General features: G+C 54.9%; 21 protein-coding genes. 8 read left to right on the forward strand and 13 right to left on the reverse strand.

What is annotated here, in order from left to right; translation table 11 throughout:
- Positions 1 to 70: 70 nt before the first annotated feature.
- The 10 genes from BM427_RS24600 to rsd form a co-directional block, all read right to left on the reverse strand.
- Positions 71 to 388: a PTS lactose/cellobiose transporter subunit IIA gene (locus BM427_RS24600; protein WP_090127130.1), complete on the reverse strand. Its 318-nt coding sequence runs from the start codon at positions 386 to 388 to the stop codon at positions 71 to 73.
- A gap of 4 nt (positions 389 to 392) precedes the next feature.
- Entirely contained in the window at positions 393 to 698 is a 306-nt protein-coding gene (locus BM427_RS24605) for a PTS sugar transporter subunit IIB (RefSeq protein WP_090127132.1), read from the reverse strand.
- A 144-nt stretch (positions 699 to 842) separates the two neighbouring features.
- Positions 843 to 1,109, reverse strand: coding sequence for a diguanylate cyclase domain-containing protein (locus tag BM427_RS24610; protein WP_090127134.1), 267 nt, complete (start codon positions 1,107 to 1,109; stop codon positions 843 to 845).
- 404 nt (positions 1,110 to 1,513) lie between these two features.
- Positions 1,514 to 2,668, reverse strand: coding sequence for a 2-iminoacetate synthase ThiH (gene thiH / locus BM427_RS24615; protein WP_090127136.1), 1,155 nt, complete (start codon positions 2,666 to 2,668; stop codon positions 1,514 to 1,516).
- Positions 2,665 to 3,435 (reverse strand): thiazole synthase, encoded by a 771-nt coding sequence (gene thiG / locus BM427_RS24620; protein ID WP_090127138.1) that lies wholly within the window; start codon positions 3,433 to 3,435, stop codon positions 2,665 to 2,667. Before thiG ends, thiH begins: the two co-directional genes overlap by 4 nt.
- 1 nt (position 3,436) lies before the next feature.
- Entirely contained in the window at positions 3,437 to 3,637 is a 201-nt protein-coding gene (gene thiS, locus BM427_RS24625; RefSeq protein WP_090127140.1) for a sulfur carrier protein ThiS, read from the reverse strand.
- On the reverse strand, positions 3,618 to 4,376 hold the full coding sequence (locus BM427_RS24630; protein WP_090127142.1) for a HesA/MoeB/ThiF family protein: 759 nt from the start codon (positions 4,374 to 4,376) through the stop codon (positions 3,618 to 3,620). Before BM427_RS24630 ends, thiS begins: the two co-directional genes overlap by 20 nt.
- Positions 4,369 to 5,004 carry a thiamine phosphate synthase gene (thiE, locus tag BM427_RS24635; RefSeq protein ID WP_090127144.1) on the reverse strand — a complete coding sequence of 212 codons (636 nt, stop codon included), beginning with the start codon at positions 5,002 to 5,004 and terminating at the stop codon, positions 4,369 to 4,371. Before thiE ends, BM427_RS24630 begins: the two co-directional genes overlap by 8 nt.
- Positions 5,004 to 6,899, reverse strand: a complete 1,896-nt coding sequence (gene thiC, locus BM427_RS24640; RefSeq protein WP_090127146.1) for a phosphomethylpyrimidine synthase ThiC — start codon at positions 6,897 to 6,899, stop codon at positions 5,004 to 5,006. Before thiC ends, thiE begins: the two co-directional genes overlap by 1 nt.
- Before the next feature lie 366 nt (positions 6,900 to 7,265).
- The gene (rsd, locus tag BM427_RS24645; RefSeq protein WP_090127148.1) at positions 7,266 to 7,769 is read right to left on the reverse strand and encodes a sigma D regulator; all 504 of its coding nucleotides are present in this window, start codon (positions 7,767 to 7,769) and stop codon (positions 7,266 to 7,268) included.
- 79 nt (positions 7,770 to 7,848) lie between these two features.
- Here rsd and nudC point away from each other — a divergent pair, with 79 nt between their 5' ends.
- The 6 genes from nudC (at position 7,849) to BM427_RS24675 (ending at position 12,202) form a co-directional block, all read left to right on the forward strand.
- Entirely contained in the window at positions 7,849 to 8,622 is a 774-nt protein-coding gene (nudC, locus tag BM427_RS24650; RefSeq protein WP_071921795.1) for an NAD(+) diphosphatase, read from the forward strand.
- 38 nt (positions 8,623 to 8,660) lie between these two features.
- A complete protein-coding gene (gene hemE / locus BM427_RS24655; RefSeq protein WP_090127150.1) occupies positions 8,661 to 9,725 on the forward strand; it encodes a uroporphyrinogen decarboxylase in 1,065 nt (354 codons plus the stop codon).
- Between the two features lie 9 nt (positions 9,726 to 9,734).
- Entirely contained in the window at positions 9,735 to 10,415 is a 681-nt protein-coding gene (gene nfi, locus BM427_RS24660) for a deoxyribonuclease V (RefSeq protein WP_090127152.1), read from the forward strand.
- A 32-nt stretch (positions 10,416 to 10,447) separates the two neighbouring features.
- On the forward strand, positions 10,448 to 11,038 hold the full coding sequence (locus tag BM427_RS24665; protein WP_090127154.1) for a YjaG family protein: 591 nt from the start codon (positions 10,448 to 10,450) through the stop codon (positions 11,036 to 11,038).
- Positions 11,039 to 11,224: 186 nt separating this feature from the next.
- Entirely contained in the window at positions 11,225 to 11,497 is a 273-nt protein-coding gene (gene hupA / locus BM427_RS24670) for a nucleoid-associated protein HU-alpha (protein WP_035890328.1), read from the forward strand.
- Positions 11,498 to 11,509: 12 nt separating this feature from the next.
- Positions 11,510 to 12,202: a DUF1481 domain-containing protein gene (locus BM427_RS24675; RefSeq protein WP_090127156.1), complete on the forward strand. Its 693-nt coding sequence runs from the start codon at positions 11,510 to 11,512 to the stop codon at positions 12,200 to 12,202.
- Positions 12,203 to 12,214: 12 nt separating this feature from the next.
- Here the strand turns inward: BM427_RS24675 and zraP are convergent, their stop codons facing one another.
- Positions 12,215 to 12,646: a zinc resistance sensor/chaperone ZraP gene (zraP, locus tag BM427_RS24680; protein ID WP_090127158.1), complete on the reverse strand. Its 432-nt coding sequence runs from the start codon at positions 12,644 to 12,646 to the stop codon at positions 12,215 to 12,217.
- 265 nt (positions 12,647 to 12,911) lie between these two features.
- Between zraP and zraS the strand changes: the two genes are divergently transcribed.
- Together zraS and zraR are read left to right on the forward strand one after the other, a co-directional pair.
- A complete protein-coding gene (gene zraS / locus BM427_RS24685; protein WP_090127160.1) occupies positions 12,912 to 14,306 on the forward strand; it encodes a two-component system sensor histidine kinase ZraS in 1,395 nt (464 codons plus the stop codon).
- A 5-nt stretch (positions 14,307 to 14,311) separates the two neighbouring features.
- Positions 14,312 to 15,637 (forward strand): sigma-54-dependent response regulator transcription factor ZraR, encoded by a 1,326-nt coding sequence (gene zraR, locus BM427_RS24690; protein WP_090127162.1) that lies wholly within the window; start codon positions 14,312 to 14,314, stop codon positions 15,635 to 15,637.
- On the opposite strand, the gene purD is transcribed toward zraR, so the two are convergent.
- Together purD and purH are read right to left on the reverse strand one after the other, a co-directional pair.
- On the reverse strand, positions 15,634 to 16,923 hold the full coding sequence (gene purD / locus BM427_RS24695; RefSeq protein ID WP_090127164.1) for a phosphoribosylamine--glycine ligase: 1,290 nt from the start codon (positions 16,921 to 16,923) through the stop codon (positions 15,634 to 15,636). The genes zraR and purD overlap by 4 nt on opposite strands.
- A gap of 15 nt (positions 16,924 to 16,938) precedes the next feature.
- Positions 16,939 to 18,528 (reverse strand): bifunctional phosphoribosylaminoimidazolecarboxamide formyltransferase/IMP cyclohydrolase, encoded by a 1,590-nt coding sequence (gene purH, locus BM427_RS24700; protein ID WP_090127166.1) that lies wholly within the window; start codon positions 18,526 to 18,528, stop codon positions 16,939 to 16,941.
- Positions 18,529 to 19,136: the final 608 nt, after the last annotated feature.

Raw genomic sequence — 19,136 nt, forward strand, 5'->3', positions numbered from 1 at the left:
TAATAAAAAACCCGCTTCGGCGGGTTTTTTTATGTCTGCGACACAGGCGTTGTTTGCGGCGTTTGTTCCGTCAATTACTCAGTGGCAGACGACGATACAGCTCAATCATGTCACCTGCCAGATCCTGAATCACCATCGCGTTCATCAGATGATCCTGCGAATGGACGGTAATCAGATTGACCGGCAGTTTACCTGCCCCTTCATCCAGACCGATCAACTGAGTCTGAATTTTATGCGCGGCTTTAACAAACTCCCGCGACTCTTCCATCGCTTGTTCCGCCGCATCAAAATCGCCTTTACGTGCCTGTTGCAGCGCAGTTAACGCCTGACTGCGCGCTGCGCCCGCGTTAACCAGCAGTTCCATAATGATGGTTTCTAAATCTTCCATGTACTCACTCCAGAAGCTTAAGGGCTTTTTCAAGCACGACATCGCCTTTCATCATGCCGTAATCCATCATGTCGATAACTGCTACTTTTTTCCCTAAAGGTTCCGCCTGCGCCTGCAGTTTTGCCTGCTCGTATTTCACTTGTGGTCCCAGCAACACGATATCCGCCGTTGCAATCTCATCCTTAAATTCCGCAACGGGAACCGCTTTGATAGAAACTTCGAGTCCTTTTTTCTGTGCTGCATCTTTCATCCGCTGCACCAGCATGCTGGTGGACATACCTGCAGCACAACATAAAACGATGTTTTTCATAGTCAGCCTCGTGTTGATGGGATAGTTGATAATTATCCAGCGCAGTTGAGATCAACAACCGCTTTACCGTGATTGTGTGTATAGCATCACAAAGAAACCCGGGTTTACCTGAAACCGGTTACAACTGGTGCAGCGGTGCGCTCATTAATTAGCATTCGCCAGTAGAATTCGGTTATTACCCTGCTGTTTGGCTTGATACAACGCTTCATCGACGTCGGTGACGAGCTGCTCCAGCGACTCCATATGCCACGCGCCAGGCCAGGTGCTGAAGGTAACAACCAGACTGCCTTCACACCAGACACGATTTGCTACGTTGCTTCGCCACTCTCCGAGGTAACTTTTTGAATTTTCGATATACGTCTCAGAAAAAATCACTGCAAACTCTTCTACGCCGTAGCGATTATCACAAATACCGCGAAGATGCCGGTAAAGCTCACCAGAATGGGTGCAGTGAAAGAGAGTTGTCGGCTATGAATTTTCATATCCTTGAGCATTAGCCACAAAAGTGGCAAATAAAGTATAGGGGACTCGAAGAAAGAAGCTGGCAGCCGTACGGAATGTTATCCGCCCGTCGTGTGACAAATTATATCCCCAGCAGGTGTCGTCAGGGCTAAATATCGTTCTCTATAGCCGCGATGGGTAATGCATATCAATATGCATGGTTTTTTATTCCGTCAGAGGGAAAACGGAGCGATATGAGGGGAGAGTAAAGCGATCGCTCCGGTCAGACAGTGAAGCTGACACAGACACTATGCAGGATCGGATGACGGTGTGCGACAGTCCGATCCTGATTTTATGCGGCGCGCCGTAAGGTTTTAACCTGTTATCAGCGTATTGCTGTTTTTTTGCGGCGAACGTCCCAGCCAGCTATCCCAGTCTTTCCATACGGGTTGCAATCCGCTTGCAACTAATGCGTCGGCAACTTCTTGCGGGCGGCGTCCGTCGTGCGGGGAAAACTGCTCCAGTTCCGGATGGTCATCGGCATAACCTCCAGGCTGTGTTTTAGAGAACGCGCTGACATTGTTGATGGCCAGTGGGATCACATGATCGCGGAAGCTCGGCGATTCGCGCGTCGAGAGTGACAGTTCTACATCCGGTGCCAGAAGACGGAAAGCGCAAATGGTTTGTACCAGTTGATGCTCATCCATCAGTGATGCGGGTTCAATGCCGCCAGCACACGGGCGCAGGCGTGGGAAAGAGACGGAAAAGCGGCTTTGCCAGTAGTGCTGCTGCAACCATAGCAGGTGTTCCGCCACCATATAACAATCCACGCGCCAGCTGTCAGAAAGCCCCATCAGCGCACCGAGGCCGATTTTGTCGATCCCGGCGCGGCCAAGTCTGTCTGGCGTTTCCAGGCGCCAGAAAAAATCCTGCTTCTTGCCCCGCAGGTGGTGCCGGCCATACTGGGCTTCGTGATAAGTCTCCTGGTAGACCATTACGCCATCCAGCCCAAGGGTTTTCAGCTCGGCATACTCTTCTACTGAGAGCGGTTGTACTTCCATCTGCAATGAGGCGAACTGGCGGCGAATGTCGGGTAAATGGCGACGAAAATAGTCCATTCCCACTTTGCCCTGATGCTCGCCGGTTACCAGCAGAAGATGTTCAAAGCCCAGATCGCGCAAGGCTGCACATTCGCGAGCAATCTCATGTTCATCCAGCGTCTTGCGTTTCAGATGGTTACTCATCGAAAAGCCGCAGTAGGTGCAGTCATTGGCACAGAGGTTCGACAAATACAGCGGAACATAAAAGCTGACTGTGTTACCAAACCGCTGTCGGGTTAGCCGTTGCGCACGCTGCGCCATGGCTTCAAGAAAACCGCTGGCAGCCGGGGAGAGCAGCGCCATCATATCGTCGCGCGTCGGTTGCCTTGCGTTCAGCGCTCGTTCAACATCGGCTGCGGTTTTACTGTGGATACGCAGACCAATATCGTCCCAGTCGAGTTGCCGCCAGTAATCGCTAAAGGTGCTCATAAGGTGGCCTCCAGAAAACCGGTCAGCGGGCTGGTGGCCGCCGCAAAACGTTGGCGCGCACCCGGTACGGCCTGACGCGCCAGCGCGCCGGCTTCTACTGCCAGACGAAAAGCGCGCGCCATGGTGACCGGATCGTCGGCGACGGCAATAGCGGTATTCACCAGCACGGCATCTGCACCTATCTCCAGCGCTTGTGTAGCATGGCTGGGCGTACCAATACCGGCGTCAACCACCACCGGGACATTTGCCTGCTCAATGATAATCTCCAGCATGGCGCGGGTTTCCAATCCCTGGTTTGAACCAATCGGCGCACCCAGCGGCATAACCGCCGCGCAGCCGACCTCTTCCAGTCGTTTACACAGCACCGGATCGGCACCGCAGTAGGGCAGCACCACAAAACCCTGCTGCACCAGCTTTTCTGCCGCGCGCAGGGTTTCGATCGGATCTGGCAACAGCCAGCGGGCATCCGGGTGTATTTCCAGCTTTAACCAGTGAGTTCCCAATGCTTCACGCGCCAGCTGTGCGGCAAAAATGGCATCCTCAGCATTCTTTGCCCCGGATGTGTTCGGCAGTAGCGTGACGCCTGCATCACGCAGCGGTTGCAGGATGCCATCGCTTTGTTTACGTAGATCCACGCGTTTCATGGCCAGCGTGACCAATTCGCTGCCGGAGGCGCGGATTGCGTCGATCATCAGTTGCGGTGAGGCAAATTTACCGGTGCCGGTAAACAGCCGTGAGGTAAACGTTTTATCTGCAATACGTAACATCTCAACCCCCTGCGATAACCTGAAAAAGCAGGATCTCATCGCCGTCCTGCACAAGATGATAGTCCCAGCGCTCGCGCGGCAGGATCTGTTGATTCACCGCCAGCGCGGCACCGGGTTTTAGCTGATTGATTTGCTGCAATAGCGCAGCAACGGAAATCCCGGACGTACACTGCATTTGCTCATCATTGAAGCGTATTTGCATGCCGCCCTCCGCATACCGGGCACCCCTGTGCGCGATGCAATGCCAGCGTGCGCCAGAGATTGGTACGGGCATCAAATAGCCGTAACTCGCCGCTGGTGGTGCTGATGCCGCTTAATAATTTGATGGCCTCCAGCGCCTGCATGGCACCCATGATGCCGACCACCGGGCCAATAATGCCCGCCGTACGGCAGTTGCGTTCTGGTTCGTTTTCATCGGGCCACAGGCAGCGATAACAGCCCTGTTGCCAGGGGGGCATCAGCACCATCATCTGTCCGCCAAAGCCAACCGCACTGGCGCTGATCAACGGTGTTTCCTGCGCCACGCAGGCGGCATTAATCGCCTGGCGAGTGGTCATATTGTCGCTGCAATCGAGTACTACATCGGCCTGCGCGACCTGCTGTTGTAACGCTTCACCGCTGAGCCTCTGCTGAAGGGGAATCAGTTCGATATCCGGGTTAAGCTGGTGTAAGCGTTGCGCGGTGACGCCTGCTTTCGGTTGGTTGATATCGTCTGTGGTGAATAGGATCTGCCGTTGCAGGTTACTCAGGTGTACCGCGTCATCATCGGCCAGTGCCAGCGAGCCGATTCCCGCGCCAGCAAGGTAAACCGCAGCGGGTGCGCCAAGACCACCGAGACCAACAATCAACACCCGGCTGGCGAGCAGCTTTTGCTGGCCGACAACAGCGATATCTTCCAGCAGGATCTGACGGCTGTAGCGCATAAAATCGCGATCATTCATTACCCACCCCCGCAAGCGCCAGTAACTGTCTGGTGGCCAGCCGCCAGTCAGCGGCCTGGGTGATTGCGCTGACTACTGCGATGCTGCCAACGCCCGTCGCCAGTACCTCGGGTGCGCGCGCCAGACTGATACCGCCTATTGCTACGGTAGGGTAATCGGCCAGCCGTGCAATATGTCGCGCCAATTGTTCCAGCCCCTGCGGTGCGGAAGGCATCTGTTTGGTTTGAGTGGGGAAAACATGGCCCAGTGCGATATAAGACGGACGCGCTGCCAGTGCCACGTCGATCTCCATATCGTCATGGGTCGAAACGCCAAGACGCAAACCTGCCGCGCGAATCGCGCTGAGATCCGTGGTTTTCAGATCTTCCTGACCGAGATGAACGCCGTAGGCCTGGTGTTTGATCACCAGACGCCAATAGTCATTGATAAACAGCCGCGCATGGTAGCGACGGCCAAGCGCAATGGCGGCAATGACATCCTCTTCGACCTCGTCATCACGTTTATCTTTGATGCGTAATTGCAGGGTGCGTACTCCGGCATCCAGCAGTCGGGCCAGCCACTCGACGCTGTCGACTACCGGATAAAGCCCCAGACAGAAAGGAACCGGCGGGAAATCAGGCTGGTACATCAGGCTTCCTCCCGTTTCAGGTAGATCTCGCTGCCGCGGGCGCGGAAGTCGTTCGCCTTGTCTGCCATGCCGACTTCAATAGCCTGGGAAGCGGCATAATCTCTCACTTCCTGGGAGATTTTCATCGAGCAGAATTTTGGCCCGCACATTGAGCAGAAGTGGGCGACTTTGCCGGATTCCTGCGGCAAAGTTTCATCGTGATACGCACGGGCAGTGAAGGGGTCGAGCGCCAGATTAAACTGGTCTTCCCAGCGGAACTCAAAGCGCGCTTTCGACATAGCGTTATCGCGGATCTGTGCGCCGGGATGTCCTTTGGCGAGGTCAGCCGCATGGGCGGCGATCTTATAGGTGATAAGCCCCTGTTTCACATCCTCTTTGTTCGGCAGACCAAGGTGCTCTTTCGGCGTGACATAACAAAGCATCGCGCAGCCAAACCAGCCAATCATCGCTGCGCCAATGCCGGAGGTGAAGTGATCGTAACCTGGCGCGATATCCGTAGTGAGTGGGCCAAGTGTGTAGAACGGCGCTTCGTGGCAGTGTTCCAGTTCTTCGGTCATATTGCGGCGGATCATCTGCATCGGCACATGTCCCGGGCCTTCAATCATCACCTGAACGTCATACTCCCAGGCGATTTTGGTCAGCTCCCCCAATGTGTGCAACTCTGCGAATTGCGCTTCGTCGTTGGCGTCCTGAATGGAGCCTGGACGCAGACCGTCCCCCAGCGACAATGCAACGTCATAAGCGGCGCATATTTCGCAAATTTCGCGGAAGTGGGTGTAGAGGAAGTTCTCCTGATGATGGGAAAGGCACCATTTCGCCATAATCGAGCCACCGCGCGAAACAATGCCGGTCAGACGACGGGCGGTCATCGGCACGTAACGCAGCAGCACACCCGCATGAATGGTGAAATAATCCACCCCTTGTTCTGCTTGCTCCAGTAGTGTGTCGCGGAACGCCTGCCAGTTTAAATCTTCGGCGATCCCGTTGACCTTCTCCAGCGCCTGATAGATCGGTACGGTGCCGATCGGCACCGGACTGTTACGCAGGATCCATTCGCGGGTTTCATGGATATAACGTCCGGTGGAGAGATCCATTACCGTGTCCGCGCCCCAGCGGGTTGACCATACCAGTTTTTCCACCTCTTCTTCGATGGAAGAGGTCACCGCTGAGTTGCCGATGTTGGCGTTCACTTTAACCAGGAAGTTGCGACCGATAATCATCGGCTCCGACTCCGGGTGGTTAATATTGGCAGGAATAATGGCGCGACCGGCTGCCACTTCATCGCGGACAAATTCCGGCGTGATATTTTCCGGCAGGTGAGCGCCAAAACCTTCACCCGGATGCTGCCTGCGCAGCACTTCGCTGCGGATGCGCTCGCGGCCCATGTTTTCACGGATAGCGATAAATTCCATTTCCGGTGTCACAATCCCCTGGCGGGCATAGTGCAACTGGGTCACGCAGCAACCTGCTTTGGCGCGTTGCGGCGTCAGCAAACCGCTAAAACGTAACCCATCGAGACCGTCATCGGCCAGCCGCTCTTTGGTGTACGCGGAGCTGCGTTCATCGAGCGTTTCAGTGTCGTTACGAGAGGTTATCCACGATGCGCGCAGTTTTGCCAGCCCCTGTTGAACATCAATTGTGACTGTCGGATCGCCATACGGGCCGGAGGTGTCATATACCGGCACGGCCTCGTTTTCTTCATACTGTGGTTGCGCTTTGGTGCCGCCGATAAGCGTCGGGCTGAGCTGGATTTCACGCATGGGCACGCGGATATCTGGCTGCGAGCCGGTGATGTAAATGCGTTGCGAATTGGGGAAAGCGGTGCCTTCCAGCGTATCAATGAAGTGTTGCGCCTGGGCGCGTTGTTCACGGCGTGTAACAGTTTTTGCAGACATAGCTCATTCCATAATTATGAGATGGCTTGTCAGACGACGGATGGAGTAATGGCAGCAAACCGCCCGTGAGGGTGGCCGTTGTGAATGGATTACTCTTGTTCCCTTCGCAGGTCTTAACCCGATCAGGTTCCGCGGATCCCGAATTAACGGTCTCAGCCTTTTTACACTTCATCTTTCGCACTGTGTCTGTGTTGGCTGCATCTGTTCACCCCGGTCACTTACTTGATGTAAGCTCCCGGGGATTCACAGATTTGCCGCCTTGACACAGAACAAAAGCTTTTGTGTAAAACAGTGGCACTCCGACAAGAAAAACCCCGTCCGAAAACGGGGGACTGCATTTTAAACTACGCGTTAATACTTAAGAACTCAAGCGGGGCGTGCCATTCCACTTTCGTCATTGGCGCTCTCGTTGAGGTTGTTATCAAATGCCAGCACAATCAACTTGTCTTCCAGCATAAAGCGGGCGGCAAGCGCTTCACCGATATCTGATAGTGCCTGTTGGAACTCCAGACAGTTGTCGTCACTGATGGCGTTTTCCAGGCTGGAGTCATAGTAATTCATGAGTTCCACGGTGTTGGCTTCGAGTTGCGGATAAAGTTGCGTGGCGGCGAAAAGTGGGTTGGTGCCTTCCATTTCGCTGATGATACGTTCATAAATATTGAAATGTCCGGCGGAGAGGTAGTCCACGAGGTTGTGACAAAAATCGTCCAGCGCTTTTTCATTGAGCTGCATGTACGATCCTTTGCCAGGTTTAATGCCAACCAGATTGTAGTAAGAAACAAGAAGCTGCTTACGAACAAGTAGCCAGTGGCCGACAAGTTTGTTACTTCCTCCAACGCGCTCTGTCAGATTTTCTAACTGGTTCAGCATAAATGGCTCCGCAAATATGTAAGTTCATAAAAATGTAATAATAATGTTAATAACATGCCAGTGAAGCTAAGGTAGTGCAATGGTACGTATTATTGAAGCATCTGATCGTGGCTGGTGGATCGTGAGCCATGAACAAAAATTATGGTTGCCCGGTGGAGAATTACCACATGGTAAGCCAGGAAATTTCGAACTTGTGGGCCAAAGTGCGCTTCACATTGGGGAATGGCAGGGCGAACCGGTGTGGATGGTTCGTCAGAATCGTCGACATGATATGGGCTCCGTGCGACTGCTGATCGATCAGGATGTCGGTCTTTTCCAGTTAGCCGGGCGCGGCGTGCAACTGGCCGAGTTTTACCGCTCGCATCAGTTTTGCGGTTATTGTGGGCACACTATGCACCCGAGCAAAACCGAGTGGGCGATGCTCTGCGACCACTGCCGGGAGCGTTATTATCCGCAAATTGCCCCCTGCATTATTGTCGCGATTCGCCGCGACGACAGCATTCTGCTCGCGCAACATACCCGTCACCGCAATGGCATCTACACTGTGCTTGCTGGGTTTGTTGAAGTAGGCGAAACGCTGGAGCAGGCGGTAGCGCGTGAAGTGATGGAAGAGAGCGGCATCAAGGTGAAGAATCTGCGCTATGTCACCTCACAGCCATGGCCCTTCCCGCAATCGCTGATGACGGCCTTTATGGCGGAGTATGACAGTGGTGAAATTCATATTGATCCGAAAGAACTGTTAGATGCGGGCTGGTATCGCTATGACGCCTTGCCGCTACTGCCGCCACCGGGCACAGTGGCGCGTCGCCTGATTGAAGACACCGTGGCGATGTGTCGGGCAGACGATCAATGACGTGATACAATTACGGTCTGACGCTTAAGGAACTGAAAATGACCGAACTGAAAAACGATCGTTACCTGCGCGCGCTCCAGCGCCAGCCCGTAGATATGACGCCAGTATGGATGATGCGCCAGGCTGGCCGCTATTTGCCGGAGTACAAAGCGACGCGTGCGCAAGCAGGCGACTTTATGTCGTTGTGCAAAAACGCTGAGCTGGCCTGTGAAGTGACGCTTCAACCGTTGCGCCGTTACCAGCTTGATGCGGCGATCCTTTTCTCGGACATTCTCACCGTGCCGGACGCGATGGGGCTAGGCCTCTATTTTGAAGCCGGGGAAGGGCCGCGCTTCACGTCGCCCATCACCAGCAAAGCTGATGTGGATAAGCTGCCGATACCGGACCCGGAAAACGAATTGGGTTATGTGATGAACGCGGTGCGCACGATTCGCCGCGAACTGAAAGGCGAAGTGCCATTGATTGGCTTCTCCGGCAGCCCATGGACGCTAGCGACCTATATGGTGGAAGGTGGCAGCAGTAAAGCGTTCACCGTGATCAAAAAAATGATGTACGCCGAGCCTCATACGCTGCACGCCCTGCTCGATAAGCTGGCGCAGAGCGTCACGCTGTATCTGAACGCGCAGATCCGCGCTGGCGCGCAATCAGTGATGATTTTTGATACCTGGGGCGGCGTGCTGACCGGACGCGATTATCAGCAGTTCTCGCTCTATTACATGCATAAAATCGTTGATGGCCTGCTGCGTGAAAACGAAGGGCGTCGTGTGCCGATAACACTGTTCACCAAAGGTGGTGGGCAGTGGCTGGAAGCGATGGCTGAAACCGGCTGTGATGCGCTGGGCCTGGACTGGACCACCGATATCGCCGATGCGCGTCGTCGCGTGGGCCATAAAGTCGCTCTGCAAGGCAACATGGATCCTTCCATGCTGTATGCGCCGCACGCGCGTATCGAAGAGGAAGTGGCCACCATTTTGGCGGGCTTTGGCAAAGGCGAAGGCCACGTGTTTAACCTCGGTCACGGGATCCATCAGGATGTCGCGCCGGAACATGCAGGAGTCTTTGTCGAGGCGGTACACCGTCTGTCGGCCGCCTGGCATCAGTAAGGAGGAGGTATGGATCTCGCGTCATTACGCGCGCAACAACGTGAACTGGCGTCTTCGGTGATCCATGAGGATCGTCTGGATACCAATCCTCCCCGATTGATCGGCGGTGCCGATGTCGGGTTTGAACAAGGCGGCGAAGTGACGCGGGCTGCGATGGTGCTCCTCGCCTGGCCATCGCTGGAGCTTGTCGAATATCAGGTGGCGCGTATCGCCACCACCATGCCCTATATTCCGGGCTTTCTCTCCTTTCGAGAATATCCTGCGCTGCTGGTGGCGTGGCAACAACTGTCGCAAAAGCCGGATCTGCTGTTTGTCGATGGGCACGGTATTTCGCATCCACGTCGTCTGGGGGTCGCCAGCCACTTTGGGTTGCTGGTGGATGTGCCGACGATTGGCGTGGCGAAGAAACGGCTGTGTGGCAAGTTTGAGCCGCTTGCCGATGAGCCGGGTGCGCTGGCCCCGCTACTGGATAAAGGCGAAAAGCTGGCATGGGTATGGCGCAGTAAAGCGCGCTGCAATCCGCTGTTTATCACGACCGGGCATCGTGTCAGCCAGGATAGCGCATTGGCGTGGGTGCAGCGCTGCATGAAGGGTTACCGGCTGCCTGAACCGACGCGCTGGGCGGATGCGGTGGCGTCCGGGCGGCCCGCGTTTTCGCGTTGGCAGGAAATCCAGCGCAATATCAGGTAAACTGCCGCCATTACTGATATTGAGAAACAACCATGCTACAAAACCCAATTCACCTGCGTCTGGAGCGGCTGGAAAGCTGGCAGCACGTTGTCTTTATGGCGTGTCTTTGCGAGCGCATGTATCCCAATTACGCCATGTTCTGCCAGCAGACGGAGTTTGGCGACGCGCAACTTTATCGCCGTATTCTCGACCTGATTTGGGAAACGCAGATCGTTAAAGATGCGAAAGTGAATTTCGATAGCCAGCTTGAGAAGCTGGAAGAGGCGATTCCGGCTGCCGATGATTACGATTTGTACGGCGTTTACCCGGCGATTGATGCTTGCGTAGCATTGAGCGAACTGGTTCATTCTCGCCTGAGTGGTGAAACGCTGGAGCATGCGGTTGAGGTCAGCAAGACGTCTATCACCACCGTTGCGATGCTGGAAATGACTCAGGCGGGTCGTGAAATGACTGACGAAGAACTGCGGCTGAACCCCGCCGTTGAGCAGGAATGGGATATTCAGTGGGAAATTTTCCGTCTTTTGGCGGCCAGTGAAGAACGTGATATTGAACTGATTAAAGGGCTACGCGCAGACCTGCGTGAGGCTGGCGACAGCAATATTGGTATAAATTTGCAGCAATGAGGCAATAAAACGTGATTTAGGGCCAGTTTTGTCGCGCCGGAAGGCTTCCCTTCCTACCCCCGTCTGGTCTACATTTGGGGGGCGAAAAAAAGTGGCTATCGGTGCGTGTATGCAGGAGAGTGCTTTTGAGGCATTTCCGTCGCACTCGATGCTTAGCAAGCGATAAACACATTGAAAGGATAACTTATGAATAAGACTCAACTGATTGATGTAATTGCAGACAAGGCTGATCTGTCTAAAGCGCAGGCAAAAGCTGCACTGGAATCCACCCTGGCTGCTATTACTGAGTCTCTGAAAGAAGGCGATGCGGTACAACTGGTTGGTTTCGGTACCTTCAAAGTGAACCACCGCGCTGAGCGTACTGGCCGCAACCCGCAGACTGGTAAAGAAATCAAAATCGCTGCCGCTAACGTGCCAGCATTTGTTTCTGGTAAGGCACTGAAAGACTCTGTTAAGTAAGACAGCGTGCCAGTGAACAGTTTTATCGAAGGGGCGGTTTCGCCCCTTTTGTCATTCTGGCGTCGCTCATTGACGTTGGCTGGCATGCTGTTGTTGACGGCCTGTAGCCACGATACTTCCTTGCCCCCATTCACCGCCAGTGGTTTTGCGGGCGATCAGGGCGCGGTGCGGATCTGGCGTAAAGATTCCGACGGTGAGACGCATCTGCTTTCCGCTTTTAGTCCGTGGTATCACGGCAACACTTCCCTCAGCGAATACCGCTGGCAAGGCGATACCTTAACCCTTGTTGAAGTCAATGTTTATAGTCAGCCGCCTGAGCATATACGCGTGCGTTTTGACGATCGCGGTGAGCTGAGCTTTATGCAGCGTGAGGTCAATGGGCAGAAGCAGCAGCTCTCCAGCGACCAGATTGCGCTGTATCGTTACCGGGCTGAACAGATTCGCCAGACTAGCGATGCGCTGCGCCAGGGGCGTGTTGAGCTGCATCAGGGAAGCTGGCACAAGGATGGCACTGTCACCACCTGCGAAGGACAGACGGTTAAAACCGGTCTCGACAGTCAGGCGATAAACCATATTGAGCGCCGCCAGAGCCACTCCTCGGTGGGGCTGAGCGTGGCATGGCTGGAGGCGCCGGAAGGGTCACAACTGCTGTTGGTGGCGAATGAAGATTTCTGCACATGGCAGCCGAAGGAGAAAACCTTTTAAATCTGGCGCGGTTTACCAGTGCCCCATACCTCCCATATGACCGCCGCCGCCACATCGGTTGTCGCCCATACCGCCTCGCGGTATGCCTGCCTGTGCCAGCGCGATATCGCGTTTAACACGGCTTTCATCCAGCGACTGGTTTAATGATGCCATCTCTTTGGCAACCGCATTGATTTTGTTGCTGTCCGGCGTGCTGGCGGTGAGCAGCGCGTTATATTCATAGCGTTTCGACGCCAATTGCTGACGCAGCGCGCTGGTTTGCGCGTAGTAGCCATCATGGATTTTTTGTGCCGCAGTCTGCTGCTCTGTGGTTAACGAGTTGGTGCCCTGCTGCCACATGCCGCCGTGATTGCCCCAGTTGTCGCTGGCGAGGACGGAAGTGGAACCCATCGCCATCAGCGCCATCGTCACCAGTGCCAGTCCAATCTGTTTATGCTGTCTCATGTTTATTCTCCTGTTCGTTGTCTTGCTACCGGTATTGCATCCTTCGTGCCAGCGGTTAAAGCTGCGGCCTGTGTGGGGCAGGAGCGTGGCGACAACGGTGAAGGCGAGTAAAAATGACCCGCGGGGTCGCTAGTGCGGGTCATTTTTACTCGCATGGGCATCATGTTCTTGTCCGGGGGCAGGGTTAACAGGCGGGAAAAGTGGCATGATTTCTGCTCATGATTTCTACTCAGAAAAAGGAATCGACATAGCAAAGGATGTTTGGATGCACATGATACGTCTACATAAGGATAGCGCGGCACGCTGGCTGAGCGGCGTATTGCCTGCTGTGGTGTTCCTGCTGGTGGCACTGTTCTCGGTAATGGTGATTCGGGACTATGGACGGGAGAGCACCGCCGCCCGTCAGACGCTGCTGGAAAAAGGCAACGTGCTGATTCGTGCGCTGGAGTCTGGCTCTCGTGTCGGCATGGGTATGCGGATGCACTACGCGCAACAGCAGACGTTGCTGGAAGAGATGGCGGGCCAGCCTGGCGTGTTGTGGTTTGCGCTTACGGATGCCAGAGGTAACATTATTACCCACAGCGACCCCGCTCAGGTAGGTAAGTCCCTGTATTCACCGGACGAGATGCGCGCACTGACTGTGGATGAGCAAGAGCGCTGGCGGCGCATTAACGTCGCCAGGGGGGCGGCTGAGCCGACGCCCGCGCTGGAAATCTACCGGGTGTTCCAGCCGCTTCATACGTCGGGCAAGCATGCAATGCCGCGCTGTGATGCCGTTCTGCCGTCTGACGTTGGGCATCAGGCTATCTTTATCGCCTTTGACGCCCGTGAGCTGGTGACCGCCCAGGCGCGCGAATGGCGTAATACGCTGATCGTGCTCTTTGCGCTGGCCGCTGTGCTGCTGGCGACGATACTGACCTTTTTTTGGTACCGGCGCTACCAGCGCTCCCGACTGCAACTGCAGGAGGCGATGAACCGCAAAGAGAAGCTGGTGGCGCTCGGCCATTTGGCTGCCGGGGTTGCGCACGAGATCCGCAACCCGCTCTCGTCCATTAAGGGGATCGCGAAGTACTTTGCCGAACGAACGCCGCAGGGCGGCGAATCACACGCCCTGGCACAGGTGATGGACAAAGAAGCTGACAGGTTAAACCGGGTGGTGAGCGAACTGCTGGAGCTGGTGAAACCGGCGCATCTGGCTTTGCAGTCGGTCAATCTGAACGACGTCATCTCGCATTCGCTGCAACTGGTGAGCCAGGATGCGCAAAGCCGGGAGATTGCGCTGCACTTTGCTCCCAACCCCAGCCTGTGCCGGGTGGAGGCAGACCCGGACAGACTGACGCAGGTGCTGCTGAATCTCTATCTGAACGCCATCCATGCGATCGGACATCAGGGGACGATTCAGGTCGAGGCCTGCGAATGTGACGGGCAGCGGGTGAAAATTGAGGTTCGCGACAATGGTAAAGGCATTGCGCCCGAGCAACTGCAGGTGATTTTTACGCCGTACTTCACGACAAAAGCCGATGGAACGGGGTTAGGGTTAGCTGTGGTACAAAACATCATCGAACAGCACGGCGGAACCATTCAGGTGACAAGCGTTACCGGAAGCGGGGCCATATTTACCCTCTATCTGCCGGTGAAAGCAAAACAGCAGAAGGACTAACAGGGATGAGCAACGTGAGCATCGACGTACTGGTGGTAGATGATGATGTCAGCCACTGCACAATTTTACAGGCGCTGCTGCGCGGTTGGGGCTATCAGGTTGCGCTTGCCAATAGCGGCAAAGAAGCGTTGTGCCATGTGCGCGAACATGTTTTTGATGTGGTGCTCTGTGACGTGCGGATGGCGGAAATGGACGGTATTGATACGCTCAAAGAGATTAAGGCGCTGAATCCGGCAATCCCTGTGCTGATCATGACCGCTTACTCCAGCGTTGAAACTGCGGTGGAGGCGATAAAAAGCGGCGCGCTGGATTACCTCATCAAACCGTTGGATTTTGACCGCTTGCAGGAAAGGTTAGCACTCGCACTTGCGCATACCCGTGAGGCAGGGGGCCAGTTGTCCCCTGTTTCGGCGGTGCAGTTCGGTATGGTTGGCCGCAGCCCGGCGATGCAGCATTTACTCAATGATATCGCGATGGTTGCGCCTTCGGACGCAACGGTAATGATTCATGGTGACTCCGGCACCGGTAAAGAGTTGGTTGCACGGGCGCTGCATGCCAGCAGCGCCCGTGCCGACAAACCTCTGGTGACGCTGAACTGTGCGGCGCTCAATGAATCCCTGCTAGAGTCAGAGCTGTTCGGCCATGAAAAGGGGGCCTTTACCGGTGCGGACAAGCGCCGGGAGGGCCGTTTTGTCGAGGCGGACGGCGGTACGCTGTTTCTTGATGAGATTGGCGATATTTCGCCACTGATGCAGGTCCGGCTGCTGCGAGCCATTCAGGAACGGGAAGTGCAGCGTGTCGGCAGTAATCAGACTATTTCTGTCGATGTCAGGCTTATCGCCGCCACGCACCGCGATTTGGCGCAGGAGGTGAGTGCCGGACGCTTTCGTCAGGATCTCTACTACCGGTTGAACGTGGTGACTATCGAGGTACCGGCATTACGCCAGCGCCGCGAAGATATCCCGCAACTGGCGGAGCACTTTCTGCAGCGCTACGCCGGGCGTAACCGCAAAGGGGTGAAAGGGTTTACGCCACAGGCAATGGATCTGCTGATTCATTACGACTGGCCGGGCAATATTCGCGAGCTGGAAAACGCTATCGAGCGAGCCGTCGTTCTGCTGACCGGAGAGTTCGTCTCTGAACGCGAACTACCGCTGGCGATTGCCACCACGCCGATAAAAACCTTGCCGGGAGATAATATCCAGCCGCTGGTGGAGGTGGAGAAAGAAGTGATACAGGCAGCGCTGGAGAAAACGGGCGGCAACAAAACCGAAGCCGCCCGGCAGTTGGGGATCACACGCAAAACGCTGTTGGCAAAGCTGTCGCGTTAGTGCTGCTCGCGCGCGATGGCGCGATAGCCGATATCCTTGCGGCTAAAGCTGCCATTCCAGTGAATATTGGTCATCAACTGATAGGCGCGTTGCTGTGCTTCGGCAACGGTGTTACCTAGTGCAGTAACGCAAAGTACGCGGCCGCCGTTGGTCAGCACCTGGTCGTCGCTGGAGAGTTTAGTGCCCGCGTGGAACACTTTACCGTCTGCCACTTCTTCCACCGGCAAGCCGTGGATCACATCTTCCTTGCTGTAGTCGCCCGGATAACCACCGGCAGCCATCACCACGCCCAGAGACGCGCGTTCATCCCACTCGGAGGTTTTCTCGTCAAGTTTGCCTTCGCAGGCGGCCAGGCACAGTTCAACCAAGTCTGACTGCATGCGCATCATGATCGGTTGTGTTTCCGGATCACCAAAGCGGCAGTTGAACTCAATCACTTTCGGATTGCCCTGTTTGTCGATCATCAGGCCGGCATACAGGAAACCAGTGTAAGTATTGCCTTCCGCCGCCATACCGCGCACGGTCGGCCATATAATGCGTTCCATCGTACGTTGATGCACGTCATCGGTGACGACTGGTGCAGGGGAGTAGGCACCCATACCGCCAGTATTCGGCCCGGTATCGCCATCACCCACGCGTTTGTGATCCTGGCTGGTCGCCATCGGCAGAACATGTTCGCCATCGACCATGACGATAAAGCTGGCTTCTTCACCGTCGAGGAACTCTTCAATAACGATACGGTGGCCGGCGTCGCCAAAAGCATTACCCGCCAGCATATCGCTCACCGCCGCTTCGGCTTCTTCCAGCGTCATGGCGACAATCACGCCTTTACCCGCTGCCAGACCGTCCGCTTTAATGACGATTGGCGCGCCTTTCTCACGCAAGTAGGCCAGCGCTGGTTCAATCTCGGTGAAGTTCTGGTATTCCGCCGTCGGGATCTTATGGCGTGCCAGGAAGTCTTTGGTGAAAGCTTTCGAGCCTTCGAGCTGCGCGGCGCCTTGCGTTGGACCAAAAATTTTCAGTCCAGCGGCGCGAAAGGCGTCTACTACGCCAATGACCAGCGGTGCTTCCGGGCCAACGATGGTCAGATCGATTTTCTCGTTCTGCGCAAAACTGAGCAGCGCCGGAATATCGGTAACGCCAATCGCCACGTTTTGCAGCGCCGGTTCCAGCGCGGTACCCGCATTGCCCGGTGCAACAAAAACGGTATCGACCAGCGGCGACTGCGCCGCTTTCCAGGCCAGCGCGTGTTCGCGCCCGCCGTTACCAATCACTAATACTTTCATTGTCTGCTCCGTGGATTAATGGCGGAAGTGACGCATATCGGTAAAGATCATAGCAATGCCGTGTTCATCAGCAGCGGCAATCACTTCGTCATCGCGGATGGAGCCACCCGGTTGGATTACGCAGGTCACGCCAACAGCGGCAGCGGCATCAATACCATCGCGGAATGGGAAGAATGCGTCAGACGCCATCGCAGAACCTTTCACTTCCAGCCCTTCGTCACCGGCTTTGATCCCGGCGATCTTCGCCGAGTAGACGCGGCTCATCTGGCCTGCGCCAATGCCGATGGTCATATTCTCTTTCGCATAAACGATAGCGTTAGATTTCACGAATTTCGCTACTTTCCAGCAGAACAGCGCATCACGCAGCTCTTGCTCCGTCGGTTGGCGCTTGCTAACAACACGCAGTTCGTTGTTGCTGACCATGCCCAGATCGCGATCCTGAACCAACAACCCGCCATTGACGCGTTTAAAGTCGAGCCCTGGCATGCGTTGCGACCACTCGCCGCAGACCAGTACTCGTACATTCTGTTTGGCTGCCGTGATTTTTAGCGCTTCTTCTGTCGCAGACGGCGCGATGATCACTTCCACAAACTGGCGGGAGATAATCGCCTGCGCAGTGGCAGCATCCAGCTCGCGGTTAAAGGCGATAATGCCGCCGAATGCGGAGGTCGGATCGGTTTTGTATGCGCGATCGTAAGCCGCAAGAATGGAGTCGCTAACTGCCACGCCGCAAGGGTTTGCATGCTTAACGATAACACAGGCAGGCTCGCTGAACTCTTTCACACATTCCAGTGCTGCATCGGTATCCGCGATGTTGTTATAAGAAAGCGCTTTACCCTGCAACTGCTGTGCGGTAGCTACAGAAGCCTCTTTCACTTCTTCTTCTATATAGAAGGCAGCTTGCTGGTGGCTGTTCTCACCGTAGCGCATATCCTGTTTCTTGATGAAGTTCAGGTTCAGGGTGCGCGGGAAGCGGCCGGATGGTTCTTTACTTTCACCGTGATAGGCTGGAACCAGGCTACCAAAGTAGTTGGCGATCATGCTGTCGTAAGCGGCGGTGTGTTCAAAAGCTTTGATGGCCAGATCGAAACGGGTTTCTAACGTCAGCGAGCCTTCGTTCGCATCCATTTCATTAATGATGGCGCTGTAGTCGCTGCTTTTTACTACGATGGCAACATCTTTATGGTTCTTCGCCGCAGAGCGCACCATCGTTGGGCCACCAATATCGATGTTTTCTACTGCATCTTCCAGCGAGCAACCTTCACGGGCGACGGTCTGGGCGAACGGATAAAGGTTAACAACAACCATATCGATCGGCGAGATCGCATGTTCTGCCATGATCGCGTCATCCTGGCCGCGACGACCGAGGATGCCGCCGTGCACTTTTGGGTGCAGGGTTTTTACGCGTCCATCCATCATTTCCGGGAAACCGGTGTAGTCGGAGACTTCAGTCACCGGCAGACCTTTATCTGCCAGCAGACGAGCGGTTCCGCCAGTAGAGAGCAGTTCTACGCCACGCTGAGAGAGCGCCTGTGCGAATTCGACAATACCGGCCTTGTCAGAAACACTGAGCAGTGCGCGGCGGACTGGACGACGTTGTTGCATGGTAAATCCCCTGGATTTGACTTGAACAGAGAGCATTAGATGAATTTTTGGATCCTTTACGATCCTAAAACTTAGCTAACACCCCATGTAAGGCTCACGATTTTTGCGCGGGCATTGTAACGAAAACGTTTGCGTAGCGCTCGCGAATTTTTAGCCTTTTACCGGATTGTGGATAAGTCTGTGTGTAAATGGGTATAAAGCCGCATTTTGCTGTGGAATGCAGCGATCAGTCATTTTTATGTCATTTTTCTATTGCGGGGTGCGGAGAACTCCCTATAATGCGCCTCCATCGACACGGCAGATGTGAATCACTTCACACAAACAGCCGGGTCGGTTGAAGAGAAAAATCCTGAAAATCAGGATTGACTCTGAAAGAGGAAAGCGTAATATACGCCACCTCGTGACGAAGCGCTGAAAGCCGCGTCGCAACTGCTCTTTAACAATTTATCAGACAATCTGTGTGGGCACTCAGGTGACATGGATTCTTGATGTCTTCGGACAAAAAATGAATACCAAGTCTCACGGGTGAACACGTAATTCATTACGAAGTTTAATTCGATGAGCATCAAACTTTAAATTGAAGAGTTTGATCATGGCTCAGATTGAAC

The sequence above is a fragment of the Kosakonia arachidis genome (assembly GCF_900116535.1).
Classification (GTDB): Bacteria; Pseudomonadota; Gammaproteobacteria; order Enterobacterales; family Enterobacteriaceae; genus Kosakonia; species Kosakonia arachidis.